General features: G+C 61.4%; 16 protein-coding genes and 1 other RNA gene. 13 read left to right on the top strand and 4 right to left on the bottom strand.

The features are described 5' to 3' along the window. Positions 1–103: 103 nt before the first annotated feature. The gene (gene xdhB, locus D8U82_RS18395; protein WP_130902699.1) at positions 104–2,503 is read right to left on the bottom strand and encodes a xanthine dehydrogenase molybdopterin binding subunit; all 2,400 of its coding nucleotides are present in this window, start codon (positions 2,501–2,503) and stop codon (positions 104–106) included. Then, positions 2,496–3,950 (bottom strand): xanthine dehydrogenase small subunit, encoded by a 1,455-nt coding sequence (gene xdhA, locus D8U82_RS18390; protein WP_122602796.1) that lies wholly within the window; start codon positions 3,948–3,950, stop codon positions 2,496–2,498. Before xdhA ends, xdhB begins: the two co-directional genes overlap by 8 nt. Before the next feature lie 268 nt (positions 3,951–4,218). Here xdhA and D8U82_RS18385 point away from each other — a divergent pair, with 268 nt between their 5' ends. The 8 genes from D8U82_RS18385 (at position 4,219) to D8U82_RS18350 (ending at position 16,413) form a co-directional block, all read left to right on the top strand. Next, a complete protein-coding gene (locus D8U82_RS18385) occupies positions 4,219–4,878 on the top strand; it encodes a GntR family transcriptional regulator (protein WP_130887691.1) in 660 nt (219 codons plus the stop codon). 2 nt (positions 4,879–4,880) lie between these two features. Further along, entirely contained in the window at positions 4,881–8,369 is a 3,489-nt protein-coding gene (gene smc, locus D8U82_RS18380) for a chromosome segregation protein SMC (RefSeq protein WP_130902698.1), read from the top strand. A 259-nt stretch (positions 8,370–8,628) separates the two neighbouring features. Further along, entirely contained in the window at positions 8,629–9,492 is an 864-nt protein-coding gene (zipA, locus tag D8U82_RS18375; protein ID WP_016773851.1) for a cell division protein ZipA, read from the top strand. 163 nt (positions 9,493–9,655) lie between these two features. Continuing rightward, complete coding sequence (ligA, locus tag D8U82_RS18370; protein WP_130902697.1) at positions 9,656–12,013, top strand: NAD-dependent DNA ligase LigA; 2,358 nt, start codon at positions 9,656–9,658, stop codon at positions 12,011–12,013. A gap of 310 nt (positions 12,014–12,323) precedes the next feature. Continuing rightward, a complete protein-coding gene (locus D8U82_RS18365; RefSeq protein ID WP_130902696.1) occupies positions 12,324–13,487 on the top strand; it encodes a putative zinc-binding metallopeptidase in 1,164 nt (387 codons plus the stop codon). Positions 13,488–13,618: 131 nt separating this feature from the next. After that, positions 13,619–13,715: signal recognition particle sRNA small type (gene ffs / locus D8U82_RS18360), an RNA gene on the top strand. Positions 13,716–13,920: 205 nt separating this feature from the next. Next, complete coding sequence (locus D8U82_RS28155; RefSeq protein WP_177434145.1) at positions 13,921–14,409, top strand: hypothetical protein; 489 nt, start codon at positions 13,921–13,923, stop codon at positions 14,407–14,409. Positions 14,410–14,445: 36 nt separating this feature from the next. Further along, positions 14,446–16,413, top strand: a complete 1,968-nt coding sequence (locus tag D8U82_RS18350) for a hypothetical protein (RefSeq protein ID WP_130902695.1) — start codon at positions 14,446–14,448, stop codon at positions 16,411–16,413. 107 nt (positions 16,414–16,520) lie between these two features. Here the strand turns inward: D8U82_RS18350 and D8U82_RS18345 are convergent, their stop codons facing one another. Then, a complete protein-coding gene (locus D8U82_RS18345; RefSeq protein ID WP_073474002.1) occupies positions 16,521–17,270 on the bottom strand; it encodes a transporter substrate-binding domain-containing protein in 750 nt (249 codons plus the stop codon). A gap of 145 nt (positions 17,271–17,415) precedes the next feature. Between D8U82_RS18345 and dnaX the strand changes: the two genes are divergently transcribed. From dnaX to D8U82_RS18315, 5 genes are all read left to right on the top strand, one after another. Continuing rightward, positions 17,416–19,500 carry a DNA polymerase III subunit gamma/tau gene (gene dnaX, locus D8U82_RS18340; protein ID WP_130887688.1) on the top strand — a complete coding sequence of 695 codons (2,085 nt, stop codon included), beginning with the start codon at positions 17,416–17,418 and terminating at the stop codon, positions 19,498–19,500. A 66-nt stretch (positions 19,501–19,566) separates the two neighbouring features. Further along, positions 19,567–19,905: a YbaB/EbfC family nucleoid-associated protein gene (locus D8U82_RS18335; protein ID WP_003223337.1), complete on the top strand. Its 339-nt coding sequence runs from the start codon at positions 19,567–19,569 to the stop codon at positions 19,903–19,905. Positions 19,906–20,167: 262 nt separating this feature from the next. Further along, the gene (locus D8U82_RS18325; protein ID WP_130902693.1) at positions 20,168–21,202 is read left to right on the top strand and encodes an NADP-dependent oxidoreductase; all 1,035 of its coding nucleotides are present in this window, start codon (positions 20,168–20,170) and stop codon (positions 21,200–21,202) included. Between the two features lie 66 nt (positions 21,203–21,268). After that, positions 21,269–21,871 (top strand): recombination mediator RecR, encoded by a 603-nt coding sequence (gene recR / locus D8U82_RS18320; protein WP_016773861.1) that lies wholly within the window; start codon positions 21,269–21,271, stop codon positions 21,869–21,871. 192 nt (positions 21,872–22,063) lie between these two features. After that, positions 22,064–23,212 (top strand): acyl-CoA dehydrogenase family protein, encoded by a 1,149-nt coding sequence (locus D8U82_RS18315; protein WP_130902692.1) that lies wholly within the window; start codon positions 22,064–22,066, stop codon positions 23,210–23,212. Positions 23,213–23,364: 152 nt separating this feature from the next. Here the strand turns inward: D8U82_RS18315 and D8U82_RS18310 are convergent, their stop codons facing one another. Further along, on the bottom strand, positions 23,365–23,913 hold the full coding sequence (locus tag D8U82_RS18310; protein ID WP_024012326.1) for an adenine phosphoribosyltransferase: 549 nt from the start codon (positions 23,911–23,913) through the stop codon (positions 23,365–23,367). Between the last annotated feature and the right edge of the window lie 11 nt (positions 23,914–23,924).

The following is a 23,924-nucleotide window of genomic DNA, read 5'->3' as shown; positions in this document are numbered from 1 at the left end:
TTCGTTGTCTGTGCCGGCCTCTTCGCGAGCAGGCTCGCTCCCACATTGGCAATGCATTCCAAATGTGGGAGCGAGCCTGCTCGCGAATGGCCGCGCCTCGGTCCTAGAGCGGAGCCAGCTCGGTTTCAGCTTCCACAGCCTTCACCGCTTTGAGCTGGCGCATCTGCTCGCAGCCCCACAACACCCGCTCCGGCGTGGCCGGCGCATCGATCTTCGGCTGATGCTGATAATCACCGAGGCTCGCCACCGCGTCCTTGATCGCGCACCAAGCGGCGATGCCGAGCATGAACGGCGGTTCACCGACGGCTTTGGAATGGAACACCGTGTCTTCCGGGTTCTTGCGGTTTTCCACCAGTTTCACTCGCAGATCCAGCGGCATGTCCGCCACCGCCGGGATCTTGTAGCTGGCCGGGCCGTTGGTCATCAGCTTGCCTTTGTTGTTCCAGACCAGCTCTTCCATGGTCAGCCAGCCCATGCCCTGGACGAAACCGCCCTCGACCTGACCGATGTCGATCGACGGGTTCAGCGAGGCGCCGACGTCGTGCAGGATGTCGGTGCGCAGCATCTTGTACTCGCCGGTCAGGGTGTCGACGATCACTTCGCAGCAGGCTGCGCCGAAAGCGAAGTAATAGAACGGACGCCCACGCGCCTGACTGCGGTCGTAATAGATTTTCGGGGTCTTGTAGAAACCAGTGCTCGACAGCGAGACCTGATTGAAATACGCCTGCTGGATCAGCGCTTTGAAGGTCAGAATCTGCTCGCGCACCCGCACGTGGCCGTTGCGGAATTCGACGTCTTCTTCGCTGACCCTGTAGTGCCGCGCGGCGAATTCGACCAGGCGTTGCTTGATGGTCTGCGCTGCGTTCTGCGCGGCTTTGCCGTTCAGGTCGGCGCCGCTGGAAGCAGCGGTCGGAGAGGTGTTCGGCACTTTGTCGGTGTTGGTCGCAGTGATCTGCACACGATCGATTTCGACTTGGAACACTTCCGCCACGACCTGAGCGACTTTGGTATTCAGGCCCTGACCCATTTCCGTGCCGCCGTGGTTCAGGTGGATGCTGCCGTCGGTGTAGATGTGGATCAGCGCACCGGCCTGATTGAGGAAACTGGCGGTGAAGGAAATGCCGAATTTCACCGGTGTCAGCGCCAGGCCTTTTTTCAGGATCGGGCTGTTGGCGTTGTAGCGACGGATCGCTTCGCGGCGCTCGGCGTACTGGCTGCTTTCTTCCAGTTCGGCGGTCATCTCTTCGAGCATGTTGTGCTCGACGGTCTGGTAGTAATGGGTGACGTTGCGCTCGGTCTTGCCGTAGTAGTTGGCCTTGCGCACCGCCAGCGGGTCGAGCTTCAAGTGCCGGGCAATCGCGTCCATCACTTCCTCGATGGCGACCATGCCTTGCGGGCCACCGAAGCCACGGTAAGCGGTGTTCGAGGCGGTGTTGGTCTTGCAGCGGTGACCGTTGATGGTGGCATCGCCGAGATAGTAGGAGTTGTCCGAGTGGAACATCGCCCGGTCAACGATCGAGGCGGACAGGTCCGGCGAGCAGCCGCAGTTGCCGGCCAGCTCCATGTTGATCCCGTGCAGACGGCCGCTGCTGTCGAAACCGACGTCGTACTCAACGTAGAACGGGTGGCGCTTGCCGGTCATCAGCATGTCTTCGACGCGCGGCAGGCGCATCTTGGTCGGTTGGCCGGTGAGGTGCGCGACCACCGCGCACAGGCACGCCGGGCTCGCGGCCTGGGTTTCCTTGCCACCGAAACCACCACCCATGCGGCGCATGTCGACAACGATCTTGTTCATCGACACGTCGAGCACTTCGGCGACCAGTTTCTGCACTTCGGTCGGGTTCTGCGTCGAGCAGTAGACGATCATGCCGCCGTCTTCAGTGGGCATCACCGAGGAGATTTGTGTCTCCAGATAGAAGTGCTCCTGGCCGCCGATGTGCAGCGTGCCCTGAATACGGTGTTCAGCCGTGGCCAGTGCAGAGGCCGAGTCGCCGCGCTGGTGGGTGTGGCTGTCGAGCACGAAATGGCGCTTGCGCAGGGCTTCGACGACGTCGAGCACCGGTTCCAGATCTTGGTATTCGATGATCGCCGCCATCGCTGCCTTGCGCGCGGTTTCCAGGTCTTTCGCCGCGACCGCCAGCACCGGCTGGCCGACGAACTGCACGTCATCGATGGCCAGCAGCGGGTCGCCCGGCATCAGCGGGCCGATGTCTTTCAGGCCCGGCACGTCTTCGTGGGTAATGACAATGCGCACGCCTTCGAAGGCGTAGCACGGCGACGTGTCGATGCTGAGGATTTTCGCGTGGGCGCGGTCCGACAGGCGCGCATACAGGTGCAACTGGTTGGGGAATTCCAGGCGATCGTCGATGTACTGCGCTTCACCGGACACATGCTTGGCGGCGCTGTCGTGCTTGACGCTGCGGCCGACACCGGTGGTCAGATCCTTGGCGAACAATTCGGCCAATTCAGCCTGGGTCTTCTCTACGGCGTGATGATTAGACATAAGCGGTCACCCGAGTCTCGATGTGCGGTGTTTGCAGTTCGATGAAGTATTTGCGCAGCAGGTTCTGCGCGCTGAGCAGGCGATATTCCTTGCTGGCGCGGAAGTCCGAGAGCGGCGTGAAGTCTTCGGCCAGCGCGGCGCAGGCGCGTTCGATCACCGCGTTGTTGAACGGTGCACCTTGCAGCACGGCTTCGCAGTGCGCAGCGCGTTTCGGAATCGCCGCCATGCCGCCGAAGGCCACGCGCGCGTCGCTGATCACGCCATTTTCCACGCGCAGATTGAAGGCAGCGCAGACGGCGGAGATGTCGTCGTCCAGGCGCTTTGACACTTTATAGGCACGGAACAACTGCTCGGCGCTGGCGCGCGGGACGATGATTTTTTCGATGAACTCGCTTTCCTGGCGCGCGGTGACGCGGTAGTCGATGAAGTAATCTTCCAGGTTCAAGGTGCGGCGGGTTTCGCCTTTGCACAGCACGATCTGCGCGCCGAGGGCGATCAGCAGCGGTGGCGAGTCACCGATCGGCGAGGCGTTGCCGATGTTGCCGCCGAGGGTGCCTTGATTGCGGATCTGCAACGAGGCGAAGCGGTGCAGCAATTCGCCGAAGTCCGGATATTCGGCATTCAACGCTTCGTAACAGTCGGAGAGGGCGGTGGCAGCGCCGATTTCGATGCGGTCATCGAAGGTTTCGATGCGCTTCATTTCGGCGACGTTACCGACATAGATCATCACCGGCAGAGTGCGGTGGAACTGGGTGACTTCCAGCGCCAGATCGGTGCCGCCGGCGAGCAGCCGCGCTTGTGGATAAGCGTCGTAGAGATCGGCCAGGTCAGCGACGGTCAGCGGCACCAGGCAGCGCTTGTCGCCGCTGTTGAGTTCGCCGATATCGGTCGGCGCGATGGCCTTGAGGCGGGCAATGGTCTCGGCTTCGCGGGCGTCGAACTGATCCGCAGGCTTGGCGCAGCAGGATTGTTCGGCAGCGGCGAGAATAGGGCGGTAGCCAGTGCAGCGGCAGAGGTTGCCGGCCAGCGCTTCGTGAGCCTTGGCCTGATCCGGCGCGTCGCTGTTCTTTTGCAGAGCGAACAACGACATTACGAAACCGGGGGTGCAGAAGCCGCACTGCGAACCGTGGCACTCGACCATGGCTTTCTGCACGCTGTGCAGTTCGCCCTTGTGCTTGAGGTCTTCAACGCTGATCAGTTGTTTGCCGTGCAAGGACGAGACGAAAGTCAGGCACGAGTTGAGGCTGCGATAGCGAATATGTTCACGCCCCGTGTCATCGGTCTGCAACTCGCCAACCACCACGGTGCAGGCGCCACAGTCACCGCTGGCGCAACCTTCTTTGGTGCCGGGCTTGCCCACGTGTTCGCGCAGGTAATTGAGCACAGTCAGATTCGGGTCCAGGGCGTGCTCGCTACGGAGTTCCTGGTTAAGTAAAAACTGGATCACGGAAGGCCTCGCAGACTCATTATTGTTGTTAACCGACGTGAACCGAATTTAGCAGGTCTGACTTTTCGGTCAATGGTTTTCTGACTTAAAGGTCAGGAAAATCCGTTTCGTCGATCAACAGCGTGTCTATTCAGTATTGACCTTCATCGGTCACGGCGCTTTTTTGCGGGATTCGTGCCAAAAACCGCTGAGTGGGCACTCCGCCATGACCGCGCATTTGCGCTACACTGCGCCGCTTGTGCAGATCGATAGAGTTTGAAGGACAACCATGACGTTCAAGGCGCCGGACAGCCTCGCCGAGCAAATCGCTCACCACCTCGCCGAGCGCATCATTCGTGGCGAAATGAAGCCGGGAGAGCGCATCCAGGAACAGAAGGTCACGCTGGCGCTCAACGTCAGCCGCGGTTCGGTCCGCGAAGCCTTGCTGATCCTCGAGCGCCGTCACCTGATCGCGATCCTGCCGCGTCGTGGCGCCCACGTTACCGAGCTGACGCCGCACAAGGTGCGGAGCCTGTGCACGCTGATGAGCGAGCTGTACATCCTGCTCGGCAATTCGGTGGCCAATGGCTGGCAAGTGCAGTCGGACATGGCGCCGTTCGTGCAGATCCAGCAGCGCCTGACCGCCAATTACGAACGCGGCGACATCCGCAGCTTCGTCGATGACAGCTTTGCGGTGATGCGCGCCGCCTATCCGTTTGCCAACAATCCGTACCTGCAAGAAACCGTCGAGAACCTCCAGCCGGCGATGAGCCGCGCGTATTTCCTCGCCCTCGAACAGCGCAAGGCGGAAATGAGCGAATTCCTCGAACTGTTCGAACGCTTGCTCGCCGCCGTACTCGCCCGTGATTTGCCGCAGATCCGCATCGTGCTCACGGCGTATGCCCAGCGCAGCTGCGATCTGGTGGTGTCTGCGCTGACGGTTGCCTGAGCGTGCGGCTGAAGTGCATCAAACTGGCGGGGTTCAAATCCTTCGTCGACCCGACCACGGTGAACTTCCCCAGTAACATGGCGGCGGTCGTCGGGCCGAACGGTTGCGGCAAGTCGAACATCATCGACGCCGTGCGCTGGGTGATGGGCGAAAGTTCGGCGAAGAACCTCCGTGGCGAGTCTATGACCGACGTCATCTTCAACGGTTCGACCAGCCGCAAACCGGTGAGCCAGGCGAGCATCGAACTGGTGTTCGACAACTCCGATGGCACGCTGCTCGGCGAATACGCGGCCTATGCGGAAATTTCCATCCGCCGCAAAGTTACCCGCGATAGCCAGACCACTTATTACCTCAACGGCACCAAATGCCGTCGGCGCGACATCACCGATATCTTCCTCGGCACCGGCCTCGGCCCGCGCAGCTACTCGATCATCGAACAGGGGATGATCTCCAAGCTGATCGAATCCAAGCCCGAAGACCTGCGCAATTTCATCGAAGAAGCCGCCGGCATCTCCAAGTACAAGGAGCGTCGCCGCGAGACTGAAAACCGTATCCGCCGCACCCACGAAAACCTCGCCCGCCTGACCGACCTGCGCGAAGAGCTGGAGCGCCAGCTCGAGCGCCTGCACCGTCAGGCCGAGGCGGCGAAAAAGTATCAGGAACTCAAGGCCGAAGAGCGTCAGCTCAAGGCGCAACTGTCGGCCCTGCGCTGGCAGGATCTCAACGAGCAGGTCGGCCAGCGTGAGTCGATCATCGGCAATCAGGAAGTCAGCTTCGAAGCACTGGTCGCTGAACAGCGTAACGCTGATGCGGCCATCGAACGCCTGCGCGACGGTCACCACGACCTGTCCGAGCGCTTCAATCTGGTGCAGGGCCGCTTCTATTCGGTCGGCGGTGACATTGCCCGGGTCGAGCAGAGCATTCAGCATGGCCAGCAGCGGTTGCGCCAGTTGCAGGACGATCTGAAAGAAGCCGAGCGCGCGCGTCTGGAAACCGAGTCGCACCTGGGCCACGACCGCACGTTGCTGCTGACCCTCGGCGAAGAACTGGACATGCTCACCCCCGAGCAGGAAGTCACCAGTGCCGCCGCCGAGGAAGCCGCTGCGGCCCTCGAAGAAGCCGAAACCACCATGCACGGCTGGCAGGAGCAGTGGGATGCTTTCAACCTGACCGCTGCCGAACCGCGCCGTCAGGCTGAAGTGCAGCAGTCGCGGATCCAGCAGCTGGAAAGCAGCATGGAGCGTCTGGCTGACCGACAGAAGCGCCTCGCTGAAGAGCGCGCGTTGCTGTCCGCCGACCCGGAAGACGCGGCGATCCTAGCGCTCAACGAGCAGCTCGCCGAGTCCGAAGCGACCCTCGAAGATTTACAGACCAGCGAAGAAGCGCAAGTCGAAAAGCTTGAACAACTGCGTCAGGAATTACAGCAAGCGTTGACCGCACAGCAGCAGGCGCAGGGCGATCTGCAGCGGCTCAACGGTCGTTTGGCGTCGCTGGAAGCCTTGCAGCAAGCCGCGCTCGATCCGGGCACCGGCACCGCTGAATGGTTGAAGGAACACAATCTCGCCGAGCGCCCGCGTCTGGCCGAAGGTCTGAAGGTCGAGGCAGGTTGGGAATTGGCGGTGGAAACCGTGCTCGGCGCCGATCTGCAAGCGGTGCTGGTCGACGATTTCAGCGGCTTCGATCTGTCCGGATTCACCCAGGGCGATTTGCGCCTGCTCAGCCCGGCCAGCGATGGCGTGCGGGTGGCGGGCAGTCTGCAGGATAAAGTCGAGGCGCAGATCGATCTGTCGCCGTGGCTTGGTCAGGTCAAACCGGTCGACAGCCTTGAACAGGCGCTGGCCTTGCGCGGTCAGTTGAGCGCCGGGCAGAGCCTGATTAGTCGCGATGGCTACTGGGTCGGTCGACACTTTTTACGCGTACGTCGCGCCAGCGAAGCGGAAAGCGGCATGCTCGCCCGTGGCCAGGAAATCGAAGACCTGCAACTGGAGCGTGAAGAGCGCGAAGCCACGGTCGAGGCCATGGAAACCCGCCTGCAAACCCTGCGCGCGCAACAGCGCCAGCAGGAAAACGGCCGCGAACATCTGCGCCGCTTGCTGCAGGACGAAGCGCGCCAGCAAGGCGAACTGAAAGCACAATTGTCCGCCGGCAAGGCCAAGGCCGAGCAACTGACATTGCGCCGCACCCGTCTCGATGAAGAACTGGTCGAACTCGCCGAACAGCGCGAGCTTGAGCACGAACAGGTCGGCGAAGCGCGCATGCAATTGCAGGAAGCACTGGACGCCATGGCGCTCGACACCGAGCAGCGCGAGTTGCTGCTGGCCCAGCGCGACAGCCTGCGCGAGCGCCTCGATCGCGTGCGTCAGGAAGCGCGGCAGCACAAGGATCACGCCCATCAACTGGCCGTGCGTCTCGGCTCGTTGCGCGCCCAGCACGACTCCACGCGCCAGGCGCTGGAACGTCTGGAAATGCAGGCCGAGCGCCTGACTGAAAAGCGCGAACAGTTGAGTCTGAATCTGGAGGAGGGCGAGGCGCCGCTGGAAGAGCTGCGTCTGAAACTCGAAGAGTTGCTCGACAAGCGCATGACCGTCGATGAAGAGCTCAAGACCGCGCAGATCGCCCTGGAAGACGCCGATCGGGAATTGCGCGACGCGGAAAAGCGCCGCACCCAGGCCGAGCAGCAATCGCAGTTGATTCGCGGCCAGCTCGAACAGCAACGCATGGAATGGCAGGCGCTGACCGTACGGCGCAAGGCTTTGCAGGATCAATTGCTCGAAGATGGCTACGATCTCAACGGCGTGCTCGCCACATTGACCGCACAAGCCAGTGAACGCGAAGCCGAAGAAGAACTCGAACGCATCAACGCACGGATTCAGCGCCTGGGTGCGATCAACCTCGCGGCCATCGATGAATACACGCAACAATCGGAGCGTAAACGTTATCTGGATGCGCAGGACGCCGATCTGGTCGAGGCGCTGGAGACCCTGGAAAACGTCATCCGCAAAATTGATAAGGAAACCCGCAACCGTTTCAAAGATACCTTTGATCAGATCAACGGTGGTTTGCAGGCACTTTTCCCGAAAGTTTTCGGTGGCGGGCGCGCGTATTTGGAACTGACGGGCGAAGATCTACTCGATACAGGGGTGACGATCATGGCGCAGCCGCCCGGGAAGAAGAACAGCACCATCCATTTGCTCTCCGGCGGCGAAAAAGCCCTGACTGCACTGGCCCTGGTTTTTGCCATCTTCAAGTTGAACCCGGCGCCGTTCTGCATGCTCGATGAGGTTGACGCGCCACTGGATGACGCTAACGTTGGACGCTACGCACGCCTGGTCAAAGAGATGTCGCAGACCGTGCAGTTCATTTACATCACCCACAACAAGATCGCCATGGAAATGGCCGAGCAGTTGATGGGTGTGACGATGCATGAACCGGGCTGTTCGCGACTGGTGGCGGTGGATGTCGAGGAGGCAATGGCGATGGTGGACGCCTGAGTCGGTGTGACGTCGGAATAGTTTTGGAGGTCTGTAGGACTTTTTACTGACACCGGCTGGATGGCCAATCGACATATTCGCGCAAGCCAAATGAGACAGACGGTGTAAAGTTGTCTTTGGTCGTGCTAGTTTAATGTCAATTTTTCGTATACGTGGGCAAAACGCCTGTCAGAACATAGAGTTGGCGCCACGTTTTAAAGCGGTTTACGCAGTGTAAACCCCTTATTTTTCAGCATTTTTTATAGAGGCACGGGATTACATGGAAATCGGTCTGCGCGAGTGGCTGATCGTCATCGGCATCATTGTGATAGCCGGTATTCTTTTCGATGGCTGGCGCCGTATGCGCGGCGGCAAGGGAAAGCTGAAATTCCGTCTCGACCGGAGCCTGTCCAATCTGCCGGACGAGGACACCAGCGCCGAGCTGTTGGGCCCGGCCCGCGTCCTGGATACGCACAAAGAGCCGCAACTGGACGAGCACGATCTGCCGTCGGTGAGCATGCCCAACCGCGAAGCCCGCGAGCCGCGTGAATCCGGTTCGAAACGTGGCAAGCGCGGCAGCAACGGCCCGGCGCAGGGCGACTTGAACCTCGACCTCGATCTGGACGGCGGCCCGAGCTTCAGCAGCCGCGATGACGATTTCGCCGAAGACAGCAAGCCTGCAGCGGCCGTGGCGGAAAAAGATCAGCCGCAAGCCGAAGAAGTCCTGGTGATCAGCGTGATCTGCCGCGACCCGGCCGGCTTCAAAGGCCCGGCGCTGCTGCAGAACATTCTCGAAAGCGGTCTGCGTTTCGGCGAGATGGACATTTTCCACCGCCACGAAAGCATGGCCGGCAACGGCGAAGTGCTGTTCTCCATGGCCAACGCGGTCAAGCCGGGCATTTTTGATCTGGACGACATCGACCATTTCAGCACCCCGGCGGTAAGCTTCTTCCTCGGTCTGCCAGGCCCGCGTCATCCGAAGCAGGCCTTCGACGTGATGGTCGCGGCAGCCCGCAAGCTGTCCCAGGAACTGAACGGCGAACTGAAAGACGACCAGCGCAGCGTACTGACTGCGCAGACGATTGAGCACTACCGTCAGCGCATCGTCGAATTCGAACGCCGCGCCCTGACCCAGAAGCGCTAAGGCCAAATCAAAAGATCGCAGCCTTCGGCAGCTCCTACAGAGGACCGCGATAACTGTAGGAGCTGACGAGTGCAACGAGGCTGCGATCTTCTGGCACCGCCGCCGATAATGGAATAAAACTGGAGCAGCCTCGGCTGCTCTTTTGCTTTATGAGAGAACACCCATGACCGCCGCCAAAACCCGCATTCTAGAGCTGCGCGCTGAGCTGGATCAGCACAACTATCGCTATCACGTTCTCGACGAGCCGAGCATTCCCGATGCCGAGTACGACCGCTTGTTCCACGAGCTCAAGGCACTGGAAGCGGCCAACCCGGAACTGATCACCAGCGACTCGCCGACCCAGCGCGTCGGCAGCATGGCGTTGACTGCGTTCACTCAGGTGCGCCACGAAATCCCCATGCTCAGCCTCGGCAACGCCTTCGAAGAATCCGACATGCGCGAGTTCGATCGCCGCGTCAACGAAGGCCTCGACGTGCCGGCCGGCGATCTGTTTGGTGGCAGCGCGGCGGTGGAATACAGCTGCGAGCCGAAGCTCGATGGCCTGGCGGTCAGCCTGCTGTATCAGGATGGTCTGCTGGTGCGCGGCGCCACCCGGGGCGATGGCACCACTGGCGAGGACATCAGCGTCAACGTGCGTACCGTGCGCAATATTCCGCTGAAGCTGCACGGCGAAGGCTGGCCGGCGACGCTGGAAGTGCGCGGTGAAGTGTTCATGTCCAAGGCCGGTTTCGAGCGCCTCAATGCTTCGCAACTGGAAATCGGCGGCAAGACCTTCGCCAACCCGCGCAACGCGGCAGCAGGCAGCCTGCGCCAGCTCGACTCGAAGATCACCGCCAATCGTCCGCTGGAATTCTGCTGCTATGGCATCGGTCAGGTATCTCACGATATCGCCGACACCCACATCGGTAACCTCAAGCAGTTGCAGAAGTGGGGCATGCCGATCAGTCACGAACTGAAGCTGGCCAAGGGCATTGATGAGTGCCTGGAGTATTACCGCGACATCGGCGAGCGCCGTAACTCGCTGGCCTATGAAATCGACGGTGTGGTGTTCAAGGTCAACAGCATTGCCGACCAGCGTGAACTGGGCTTTCGTGCGCGCGAGCCGCGCTGGGCGATCGCACACAAATTCCCGGCGATGGAAGAACTTACCGAGCTGCTCGACGTGGAATTCCAGGTCGGCCGCACCGGTGCGGTGACTCCGGTGGCGCGTCTGAAACCGGTGAAGGTCGCCGGCGTCACCGTGGCCAACGCCACGTTGCACAACATGGACGAAGTCGCGCGTCTGGGCCTGATGATTGGCGATACGGTGATCATTCGCCGCGCCGGTGATGTGATTCCGCAAGTGGTGCAGGTAGTCACCGAGCGTCGCCCCGATGACGCGCGCCCGGTGGCCATTCCTGAAAGCTGCCCGGTGTGCGGCTCCCACGTGGAGCGTACGCAACTGGTCAAGCGCAGCAAGGGCAAGGAAACCTTCAGTGAAGGTGCGGTGTATCGCTGCGTCGGCCGCCTGGCCTGTGGTGCGCAACTGAAACAGGCGATCATTCACTTCGTCTCGCGCCGGGCCATGGACATCGAAGGCTTGGGCGACAAGAGCGTCGAGCAACTGGTCGACGAAGGCCTGGTCAGTTCGCCGGCTGATTTGTATGCGCTGAAATTCGACGACATCGTCGATCTGGAAGGCTTCGCCGAGGTATCGAGCAACAAGCTGCTCAAAGCCATTGAAGACAGCAAGCAACCGAGCCTGGCACGTTTCATCTACGCCCTCGGCATTCCCGATGTCGGCGAAGAGACGGCCAAGGTGCTGGCGCGCTCGCTGGGTTCGCTGGAGCGCGTGCAACAGGCCTTGCCGCATGTGCTGACCTACCTGCCGGATGTCGGCCTGGAAGTGGCGCACGAGATCCACAGTTTCTTTGAGGACGCGCACAACCAGCAGGTCATCAGCGAATTGCTCGGCCATGGTTTGCAGATTCAGGATCAAGGCGAGTTGGGCGCCGAATTCGCCGCCAGTACCACCCTGGGCGGCTTGCTCGACAAACTGCATATTCCCTTCGTCGGCCCCGGCGGTGCGCAGAAACTCGCCGATCGCTTCGGCTCGCTGGAAGCGGTGATGAACGCTGACTGGCTGGACATGCGCCAGGCATTGCCGGAGAAGCAGGCCAACTCGGTGCGCGAGTTCTTCGCCTCGCCTGAGCATCGGCAACTGGCCGAGCGGGCCGAGCAGCAGCTGCGCGATTTCGGCATGCATTGGCAGAGCGAGAAAAAAGTCGTCGAAGGTCTGCCGCTGTCCGGCGAAACCTGGGTGCTGACCGGCAAGGTCGAACTGATGAGCCGGGATGTGGCCAAGGAGCATCTGGAAAGCCTGGGCGCCAAGGTCGCCGGTTCGGTGTCGGCGAAAACCCATTGCGTGGTCGCAGGCCCGGGTGCCGGGTCGAAACTGACCAAGGCCAACGAGCTGGGCGTGAAGGTCATGGACGAAGAAGCGTTTATCGCTTTCCTCAAAACCCACGGCGTCCCTGTCTGACCGGACGAACCCCTGTGGCGAGGGGATTTATCCCTGTCCGGATGGACACCTGTGGCGAGGGGATTTATCCCCGTTCGGCGACACCCGTGGCGAGGGGATTTATCCCCGCTGGGTTGCGCAGCGACCCCAAAACCCTGCGACCGATCATTTCATCTGTATCGCGTGTGCGGTTTTTTGCGACTGCTGCGCAGTCGAGCGGGGATAAATCCCCTCACCACAATGGTGCTATCACCCGGCTGCGCGGTTATGGGTTGGAACGATGTTGTCTTCAGGATGATCTAGTCTTGGCCAGTCCCAGGGAGAGATCGCCATGCACCGTTTTTTCGAGCAGCTCAGTTCCCGCATCATCGCGCCGTTCGTGGCCGGATCCTCGCGCAACAGCAAAGTCTGGCCGTGCCGTTGCGGCCAGTCGCTGTTCTTTCGCAACAGTCAGTGCCTGGCCTGTAACGCCTTGCTCGGCTATCAACCTGAAGAAAGTCGCCTGACCTCGCTGCAGCCGGGGTCGGAAGAGGGCACCTGGACGCTCGACGCTGATCCCGACGCCGGTCTGTTCCGCCGCTGCGCCAACCTCGACATGCCCGCCGCGTGCAACTGGCTGCTGCCGGCCAACGATCACGACACCTTGTGCATCGCTTGCAGCCTCAACCGCACCATTCCCGACCTGTCCGTCGCGGAAAATCCCGAACGCTGGCGCAAGGTCGAAATCGCCAAGCGCAGACTGGTCGCGCAACTGATCACCCTCGGCTTGCCGGTCATCCCGAAAACCACCGATGAAGAAACCGGGCTGGCGTTCGACTTCATCGGTGTTGACCTGGAAGGCAATGCGCCGATGACCGGCCACGCCAATGGCCTGATCACCCTCGACATCAAAGAGGCCGACGACGCTCACCGTGAGCAGGTCAGGGCGGCGATGCACGAACCTTACCGCACGCTGCTCGGGCATTTTCGCCATGAGGTCGGCCACTACTACTGGGATCGCCTCATCGCCAACGGCCCTTGGCTGGACGCGTTCCGCAATCTGTTCGGCGACGAACGCGCCAGTTACGCCGAGGCTCTGGACCGGCATTACCAGCAAGGCGCGCCGCTGGACTGGCCGCAGCACTACGTCAGCGCCTACGCGACCATGCATCCATGGGAAGACTGGGCGGAAACCTGGGCGCATTACCTGCACATGATGGATGCGGTCGACACGGCGCTGGGCTTCGGCATGAGCGCGCGGGAAATGGACTTCGACTATCAGCCGTTTCCCACCAGCACCCTGTACGACCCCGAGCATCCCGGCGGTGGCGCTTTCCTGTCATTCGTCAATGCGTGGATCGAACTGGCCGGCATGCTCAACGAACTGTCGCGCAGCATGGGCCAGCCGGATTTTTACCCGTTCGTACTGCCGGCGGCGGCGATCGCCAAGTTGCACTTCATTCATCTGGTGATCCAGCAGGCGGGCGGCAGGGCGGATGAGGTGCTGGCCTTGTAGGTGTCGCAGGCCGTGATGTTTATGTCCTTGAAGCCGTTCAGGTTTTTTATCTGCAACCAACGGTTGTAAGTTCATCTCAGACAGGTACAATGGCGCGGCTCGCCGACAGGCAAGCGTCGTTATGGTGACCCCATCGGTCCCCCCGCAACGATTACCCGTGAACCTGGTCAGATCCGGAAGGAAGCAGCCACAGCGGGAACATTGTGTGCCGGGGTGTGGCTGGTGGGGGCACCACCTTAACGAACCTACCGAGAATTCAAAGAGAACTGCATGGGTTTCGCCCACTGCGGTTTTTTTATGCCTGCGATTTGGCCAGTGGCGTTGATCCGCCATCAGAAACGCGCGGCTCAGCCGCGCAGCGCCCCGGTACCCGTGCGGCCGTCGACGGCGAACAGTGGCATACTCCCTCGCCTGGCATTGAGAGGTAAGGCAAGTGGGTGAAATCGACGATCTGACCCGGGAAAAACTGCGCGAATGGCAGATGCGGCGTCTGGAAGTCAAAACGCAGATGCAGGATCAGCCCGAGCGCACGCTGGAGTTGTCGCGAGTGCTCGACATGATGGATGAGGAGCACGCTGCGATTCTGGCGGCTTCGACCGTGTTCAACGCGGCTGAAGAAACTGCGCAGCCGCTCGCGGTGCAGGACCAGCCCGCCCTCGCTGAATCGGTGGCCGGCCAGTACGACCTGCAACTGCATGCCAGCGCGCAAAACCCTGAACACCTGCGCAAACTGCTGGAAATGGCCCTCTACGAAGTGCAGGCGCAGATTGAAGCGGGGCCGCTGGCTGGCGGCGCAGATCGACGCGGCATGTCCGGCACGCTCGGCGGCTACTCCTTCGAACTGCGGATCAGCCCCGAGTCCAGCCGTGAGGGAAACTTGCCGCAGTCCCATGAAATGCACGACGAGAATGACCAGGACTGATCTGGTGTTGTATTAAAGCCCAGGCGGCGAGGTTGTATGCACCCGGAACATTTTGATTTGGCCACCCCGGTATTTCTGCCGATCACCCATGATGCGTGTACGGCGCTGTTGCAGCCCGAGGGTGACGCGACACTGGCCAGCCTGAGCGACCCGGAACTGGCGGCGGTGCTGGTCATCCAGAACCTCGCCCAGGCCACGGAACAGGATTTGAGCGCCAGCGCAGCGGAGAAGATCCTCGCCAGACTCATTGACTGGTCTGTCACCTCTCGGCGCACCGGATCGGCGGGACTGCTTGCAGAGGCGCGGCGTCTGTTCGATTCGCGCAAATTGTATTTCGGCCTCAATGCGCTCAAAGGCCTGAACCTGCGCTTTCTCATGGCCGATGAAGTCGCCGCGCAGGCATTTCTGTTGCCCGGCGGGCAGTGGGATGTGGACTACAAGATCCGCCATCAGCAACAGAACAACCCGTTTCGCCAGCAAATGGTCACGCCACGCGAGCGTGAACACTGGTTAAGCGCGGCGCAGGACAAACTGCTGCGAACCTTCCGTGCCAACCTCGACGAAGACCTGCACGTGCAGGGTTATGCGGGCATCGGCAAGAGCTACATGCTCAGCGCGCTGATCGAGTGCCTGCGCTCGAAACGCACTCTGGTACTGGCGCGCACCCCGGCGAAACTGGCGACGCTGCGCAAGCACATCGTTCAGGTCCACGACACGGAAATTGGTCAGACGTTTTTCGACTTTGCCCAGGCCCAGCTGCTTGGCCCCCGGTTTCATATGGCCAAGGCGCCCGCGCGGATTCCGAGCAAGCCGGCGCTGGCGCAGGAACTGAATATCTTCGGCTTTCGCCACCACGACGGGCCGGGCACCCTCGAGGTTTGTCTGCGCGTGCTCAAGCTGTACTGCGCCTCAAGAGATCACACGCTGTCCGCCAGGCACTTGCCGCACTTCCAGCAGCCCTTGACCGGCGCAGACTCGCAAGCGCTGCTGGAATACTCCAGTCGCCTGTGGGTGTATCTGGAAGCCAATCCGGCCTGGGCCAGCCAGAGCGGTTTTCCCACGTTGCTCATGATCAAGCGCGCCAGTCTGGCCGGTTGCCGCGTCCCGCCGCGCTACACCCATGTGATCATCGACGAAAGCCAGGATGTGCCGGCGTCGTTGCTGCAAATCATCGAGCGCGGGCAGCAGGTGCTGATCACCCTCGGCGATGAGTATCAGCAGGCCACGGGCGAGGCGCCCAAGCGCAAGCGTGAAGTTCGTCAGAGCGATATCTGCTATTCGGTGCGCTCGGGGCGCAATGTCGAGCGCCTGGTCAATCCGCTGATCTCGCGCCATACGCACAAGAGCAAAGTACCGTTCGAAGGCGCTCGTCACGCCGACGTCGATATCGAGTACTACCCGCAAGCCTTCGTGCCGCCCGAAGGTTGCGTGGTGCTGACCGCTTCACCGTGGGACACGATGATGTGGGCCATCCATCTGCACGACTCCAGTTGCGCCTTCAGTTTCCCCGACCGGGAAGCGCAGGACGACATCAAGCATTTCATGACCACCGCCATCGAGCTGTTCCGCCGCGATTTCTACAACGCCGGATCCAGCGAGAAAGGACCACACCCGTATTTCAGCGACATGGCTCATTGGCAGCAGGTGCGTGAGGCCAACCGTTTCGACGAGGCGTTTTTGTGGATCGAAGCGCAACTGCAAAACGGCTTCATGATTGCCGACCTGACGCGACTGAGCCAAAAGATCATCGAGCCGGGCAAAGCCTGCCTGTTGATGATGGCCGAGCGGGCTGGCGGCATGGAGTTCAAGCGCGTGCTGTTGACCCGGACGTTGCTCAGTAACGAGAAATTCAAGGATGCCTACGAGTTCGATCAGCGCATCTGCGCCGTGTACATCGCCGTGTCCCGTGCCCGGCAGCAGCTCTATCTGCCTTATGACGTGGTGGAATGGATCGATTATCACCACAGCCGCGAGCCGAAATTCCGCGAATCGCACGGTTATTGACCCGGCCAACCCTGTGGGAGCGAGCCTGCTCGCGAAAACGTCGGCGTGTTCAACAACTGTGTCGCCTGACATACCGCTTTCGCGAGCAGGCTCGCTCCCACAGGCGGTTAGGGTGTGGTTGAAGAGGCGCCGGTGTACAACCGGATTATGTCGTCGATCTCGCCGGACATTTTCATCCGCAGCAACGTGCGCAGGATCCGCTGCACCGGCACGTTCGGGTCGTTCCTCACATAGCAGCCGATATTCTGTTCCTGCAGCACCGCGACCCCTTGCAGCTGCTGCTCCGGCAACAGGCGCTGATTGATCCAGTCCAGCGTCCACTGATTGCTCACCGCATAGCGATATCGCCCGGCTAGGAGCTTTTCCAGTACCTGTTCCTGATTGCGCGCGTCTTCGCGTTGCAACTGGTCGGCGTCGAACAGCGGTTGCAGGGTAGGGTAGCTGTAGCCGAGAACGGTGCCGATGGCCTGGCGCGGTAGCTGGGCGGGATTGATCTGCGCCGGTTGTTCCTTGCGGCTGATCAGCAGGTCGCGCTGAAACCACAACGGCACGCTCCAGATGTAATCGCCGGACTGATTCGGCAGCCACGACTGTGCGGCATAGCAGCGCACGTCGATGTCGCCGTGCTCCATGGCGCTCTGTACCCGCGCGCGCGGCAGGACGACGAATTGCGCTGGCGCGCCGACCTGGGTCGCCAGGCTGAGCAGGACGTCGTGCAGAATGCCCTGGGTCGGTCTGCCGCCTTGCAGTTGCACCATCGGCATCGCCCAACTGTCCGGCACGGCGAAGCGCAACGGCGCTTGCGCTGCCATCGCGTTGAGGCTGATACCCAGCAATGCCGCCACGGCCCACCGCATAGACGCTCCGGTAATTCCCCATCCCGAGCTGATAAAAGCCTCTGCTGATGCAGCTTAGCCATATTAGACGAGGACACCGGATGCAATTTTGCCCTTGCTCCGCTAGCATTAGCCGCTTCTGCTTCCTTCGCTGCGACGGTTTTCGATGAGTTATCAGGTTCTTGCACGTAAATGGCGTCCACGCTCGTTCCGCGAAATGGTCGGCCAGACCCATGTGCTCAAGGCTCTGATCAATGCCTTGGACAGCCAACGGCTGCACCACGCCTACCTGTTCACCGGGACGCGCGGGGTCGGCAAGACCACCATCGCGCGGATCATTGCCAAGTGCCTGAACTGCGAGACAGGTATCACCTCCAGTCCCTGCGGCGAGTGCTCGGTGTGCCGCGAGATCGATGAGGGGCGTTTTGTCGACCTGATCGAGATCGACGCCGCCAGCCGCACCAAGGTCGAAGACACCCGCGAACTGCTCGATAACGTGCAGTACGCGCCAAGCCGTGGGCGCTTCAAGGTCTACCTGATCGACGAAGTGCACATGCTTTCCAGCCATTCCTTCAATGCGCTGCTGAAAACCCTCGAAGAGCCGCCGCCCTACGTCAAGTTCATCCTGGCGACCACCGATCCGCAGAAACTTCCAGCAACGATTCTTTCGCGTTGCCTGCAGTTCTCGCTGAAGAACATGACGCCCGAGCGTGTGGTCGAGCACTTGACCCATGTGCTGACCGCAGAAAACGTACCGTTCGAAGACGATGCACTGTGGCTGCTCGGCCGCGCTGCTGATGGCTCGATGCGTGACGCCATGAGCCTGACCGATCAGGCCATCGCGTTCGGTGAAGGCAAGGTCCTCGCGACCGACGTGCGCGCGATGCTCGGCACGCTGGATCACGGTCAGGTCTATGACGTGCTGCATGCGCTGATCGAAGGCGATGCCAAGGCGCTGCTCGAAGCCGTGCGGCATCTGGCCGAGCAAGGTCCGGACTGGAACGGCGTGCTCTCGGAAATTCTTAACGTGCTGCACCGCGTGGCCATCGCTCAGGCGCTGCCGGAAGGGGTCGACAATGGCCACGGCGACCGTGATCGCGTATTGGCCCTGGCCCAGGCACTGCCGGCCGAAGATGTGCAGTTCTATTACCAGATGGGCCTGATCGGGCGCCGCGATTTGCCGCTGGCGCCGGACCCGCGCGGCGGTTTCGAAATGGTCTTGCTGCGGATGCTCGCGTTCCGCCCGGCGGATACAGCGGATGCACCGAGGCAACCGCTAAAGCCAGTGGGGATCAGCCAGGCCACAGTTGATTCCGCAAACTCAGTGGCTGCCGCGCCGAAGCCTGCGCCGGTGGTCGCTGCGGCTGTTGCGCCCACACCTGCGCCCGCACCGGTAGCGGCGCCGGTTGCCGAGCCAGAACCTGTGGCTGCGGTTGTCGAAGCACAACCGGAGCCTGAGCCAGTCGCCGTCGAAGCCGCGGTCGATCTGCCGTGGAACGACCCGGTGGAAGCCGACGCCGAGCCTGCGCCCGTTCAGCAACCCGCCGTCGAACCAGTGCTGGAAACCGCTGGCGAGCAGCCCGAGCTGCCGCCGATGCCGCTGCCGACCCCGGACAGCGTGGTGCCGGATGCGCCGGAGTGGGCCGCTGCGCCGATTCCCGAGCCGTCCGTCGCCGAGGTCGATGCCGCTACGCCGGGCATGGACATGGACGACGAACCGCCGCTGGATGAAGACTACATCGAGCCGGACATGGATTCGGCCTACAGCTACCTCGACGAACTGGCCAGCGAACACGCCGCTGATCCCGAGCCTGAGCCCGAGCCGGAACCTGCCGCCGCGCCGGCCACCGGTCTGGCCCTGCAATGGCTGGAGCTGTTCCCGAAGCTGCCGATTTCCGGCATGACCGGCAGCATCGCCGCCAACTGCACATTGATTGCGGTCGATGGCGATCACTGGCTGATGCACCTTGACCCGGCCCACAGCGCCCTGTTCAACGCCACGCAACAGCGTCGTCTCAACGACGCGTTGAACCAGTTCCACGGGCGCACGCTGACCCTGACCATCGAGCTGATCAAGCCTGAGCAGGAAACCCCGGCCCAGGCCGCCTCGCGCCGCCGCGCCAATCGCCAGCGTGAGGCGGAGGAATCGATCCACGGTGATCCGTTCATCCAGCAGATGGTTCAGCAGTTCGGCGCGGTGGTGCGAAGCGATACTATTGAACCTGTCGACGCCTTGGTCACCCAAGGCTAATAACTGAAGGTGCTCGGCCAAGATGGCCGGGCGCTGTTTTATCCAAGTACGTTTGAGGTGATTCCCATGATGAAAGGTGGCATGGCCGGCCTGATGAAGCAGGCGCAGCAGATGCAGGAAAAAATGGCCAAGATGCAGGAAGAACTGGCCAACGCCGAAGTCACCGGCAAGGCCGGCGGCGACATGGTCACCGTGGTGATGACCGGTCGTCACGACGTCAAAAGCGTGAGCATCGACCCAAGCCTGGTCGAAGGCCTGAGCGAAGACGACAAAGAAATGCTGGAAGCCGTGGTCGCTGCCGCCGTCAACGACGCCGTGCGCAAGATCGAAGCCAACAGCCAGGAAAAAATGGGCAGCATGACCGCCGGCATGAACCTGCCAGCGGGTATGAAACTGCCATTCTGATTCGCCTTTGGGCGGCAGATGAGCTACACAAAATGCCAGGCATTGTGCCTGGCATTTTTGTTTCTGCCTGATGGACATATGCCGGCTGGACTGACGCCTTCGCGAGCAGGCTCGCTCCCACATTTGGAATGCATTCCCCTGTGGGAGCGAGCCTGCTCGCGAATGAAGTCACCTCGGCAAAACTGAAGAAACATCGAACACACCACCGCTACCAAGGTCTGCTCCCTATACACCGAATTCCCCATTCACAGGAGACGCTGACATGTCCGACCCTCTCACCCTCAATCAACGCTTCGTCCTCGCCTCGCGCCCGACCGGCGCGCCGACCCCGGAGAACTTTCGTCTCGAGCGCGAGGCGCTGCCGGATCTGCAGGACGGTCAGGTGCTGTTGAAAACCCTGTACCTGTCGCTCGACCCGTACATGCGCGGACGTATGAGCGACGCACCGTCCTACGCTGCGCCAGTGCAAATCGGCGAAGTCATGACTGGCGGCGCGGTCAGCCGGGTCGAGCAGTCCAATCATCCGAAATTCCACACTGGTGATCTGGTGGTTGGCGCCACCGGTTGGCAGAGCCACAGCATCAGCGACGGTCGCAACATCATGCCGATCCCGGCCGGCCTGCCGAGCCCGTCGATGGCCCTCGGGGTGCTGGGTATGCCGGGCATGACCGCGTACATGGGCCTGATGGACATCGGCCAGCCGAAAGAAGGCGAAACCCTGGTGGTGGCTGCGGCGTCCGGCGCCGTCGGCTCGGTGGTCGGGCAAGTGGCGAAGATCAAAGGTCTGCGCGCGGTCGGTGTGGCCGGTGGGGCCGAGAAGTGCAAATACGTCGTTGAGGAGCTGGGTTTTGATGCCTGCATCGACCACAAGGCCGACGACTTCGCCGAGCAATTGGCCAAGGCCTGTCCCAACGGCATCGACATTTATTATGAGAACGTCGGCGGCCATGTCTTCGACGCAGTCTTGCCGTTGCTCAATCCCAAGGCGCGCATTCCGTTGTGCGGCCTGATCGCCGGCTACAACGCCGCCGAAGCGCCGACCGGCCCGGATCGCCTGCCGATACTGCAACGCACATTGCTCACCAAGCGTGTGCGTATTCAGGGCTTCATCGTCTTCGACGATTACGGTGATCGTCAGCCGGAATTCATCAGCCACATGGTGCCGTGGGTACGCGACGGCAAGGTGAAATTCCGCGAGGACGTGGTCGAAGGCCTGGAGCAGGCGCCCGAGGCGTTCATCGGTCTGCTGGAAGGGCGCAACTTCGGCAAACTGGTGGTCCGGGTCGCCCAGGACTGAGGATTTGACGCTGGCCAGAGGCGCGGGTATAAACCGCGTCTCGTTGTTTAGTCGGACTGTTTACCCATGAGCTTCAGCCCCTTGATTCGCCAACTGATCGACGCTCTGCGCACCTTGCCAGGCGTGGGTCAGAAAACCGCTCAGCGCATGGCGTTGCAGTTGCTCGAACGTGATCGCAGCGGCGGCACCCGTCTGGCCCAGGCCTTGAGCCAGGCCATGGAAGGCGTCGGCCACTGCCGCCAATGCCGCACGCTGACCGAAGACGATCTGTGCCCGCAATGCGCCGACCCGCGCCGCGATGACACGCTGCTGTGCGTAGTCGAAGGGCCGATGGACGTTTATGCGGTGGAGCAGACCGGCTTCCGTGGCCGCTATTTCGTGCTCAAGGGGCACTTGTCGCCGCTGGATGGCCTGGGGCCGGAAGCGATCGGCATTCCGCAACTGATGGCGCGGATAGAAGAGGCGGGGACCTTTACCGAAGTCATCCTCGCCACCAACCCGACCGTGGAAGGCGAGGCGACGGCGCACTACATCGCGCAGTTGCTCAACAACAAAGGCCTGGTCGCCTCGCGGATTGCCCACGGCGTGCCGCTGGGCGGTGAGCTGGAGCTGGTCGACGGCGGCACGCTGGCGCATTCGTTTGCCGGGCGTAAACCGATTTCCCTCTGAATTTGCGGCGTCTGAACTGACGCCTTCGCGAGCAAGCTCGCTCCCACATTGGTTGTGTGTCGTTCACAAATCCCCTGTGGGAGCGAGCCTGCTCGCGAATGGCGCGCCGCGGTCCATCTGATTCACAGAATTTCATTGATAACCAAGCAAGCGCTCGGTTAACGTCGGCGAACCCTTCCGTGGAGCTCGCCCATGCCTGCCTTTCAGGAATACTTCGACCCCAGCCATCAATTGGTCCGCGACAGCGTCAGACGTTTCGTCGAACGCGAGATCCTGCCGGACATTAATCAGTGGGAAGAAGCCGAAAGCTTTCCCCGTGAGCTGTACCTCAAGGCCGGTGCGGCGGGCATTCTCGGTATCGGCTATCCCGAGGCGCTCGGCGGCAGCCATGAAGGCGATCTGTTCGCCAAGGTCGCCGCCAGTGAAGAGCTGATGCGCTGTGGGTCTGGTGGCCTGGTGGCGGGGTTGGGTTCGCTGGATATCGGCCTGCCGCCGATCGTCAAATGGGCGCGGCCTGAAGTTCGCGAGCGGGTGGTACCGCTGGTGCTCAGCGGCGAGAAAATCAGCGCGCTGGCAGTCACCGAGCCCGGCGGCGGCTCCGACGTCGCCAACTTGCAAACCCGCGCCGTGCGTGACGGTGACTGCTACCGGGTCAGTGGCAGCAAAACTTTCATCACCAGCGGTGTGCGCGCGGATTTCTACACCGTCGCGGTGCGTACCGGTGCGCCGGGGTTCGGCGGTATCAGTCTGTTGCTGATCGAGAAGGGCACGCCGGGTTTCAGTGTCGGTCGGCAATTGAAGAAAATGGGCTGGTGGGCGTCGGACACCGCTGAATTGTTCTTCGACGATTGCCGCGTGCCTGTAGGAAACCTCATTGGCGGAGAGAACATGGGCTTCGCCTGCATCATGGGCAATTTCCAGAGCGAACGGCTGGCGCTGGCGCTGATGGCCAACATGACGGCGCAATTGGCGCTGGAGGAGAGCCTCAAGTGGGCGCGCGAGCGTGAGGCGTTCGGCAAACCCATCGGCAAATTTCAAGTGATCAAACATCGCCTCGCCGAAATGGCCACGGCGCTGGAAGTGTCGCGCGAGTTCACGTATCGGCAAGCGGCAAAAATGGCGGCGGGGCACAGCGTAATCAAGGAAATTTCCATGGCAAAGAACTTCGCCACCGACACCTCGGACCGGATCACCACCGAAGCCGTGCAGATTCTTGGCGGGCTCGGTTACATGCGTGAAAGCCTGGTGGAGCGGCTGTATCGGGATAACCGCATTCTGTCGATTGGCGGCGGGACGCGGGAAGTGATGAATGAAATCATCAGCAAGCAGATGGGGCTCTAAAAGCAAAAGATCGTCCGATGCATGATCGTTCCCGCGCTCTGCGTGGGAATGCAGCCCGGGACGCTCCGCGTCCCTATCGCAAGCTGGAACGCAGAGCGTCCCTAGAGGCATTCCCACGCGGAGCGTGGGAACGATCAATCTTTAGATCTTGATTATTTATCAGTCAACGCAAACTGCGTCAGGCAGAACGTCGGGATACCCATATCCTGCAAGCGCTGCGAGCCTTGCAGCTCTGGCAGATCAATGATGGCCGCCGCTTCATGCACCCGCGCGCCCATGCGGCGAATCAGGTTGGCCGCTGCGATCAGCGTGCCGCCGGTAGCGATCAGGTCATCGAACATCACCACCGAATCGCCTTCGCACAGGCTGTCGGCGTGCACTTCCAGGAACGCTTCGCCGTATTCGGTCGCATAACCTTCGGCGAGCACGTCCGCCGGCAATTTACCTTGCTTGCGGAATAGCACCAGTGGCTTGTTCAACTGATAGGCCAGTACCGAACCGATCAGAAAACCACGGGCATCCATGGCGCCGATGTGGGTGAAGTCGGCTTCGACATAGCGGTGGGCGAAGCTGTCCATCACCAGGCGCAGGGCCGTCGGCGACTGGAACAGCGGGGTGATGTCGCGAAAGATCACGCCCGGTTTCGGAAAGTCGATCACGGGGCGGATCAGGGATTTGATGTCGAAGGAGTCGAAGACCATCGGGGTGTCCT

It is taken from the genome of Pseudomonas sp. Sample_23 (genome assembly GCF_004307595.1).
GTDB classification, from domain to species: Bacteria; Pseudomonadota; Gammaproteobacteria; order Pseudomonadales; family Pseudomonadaceae; genus Aquipseudomonas; species Aquipseudomonas atacamensis.
Note: the sequence above shows the minus strand (reverse complement) of the source record. Positions and strands in the feature narration are given on the sequence as shown.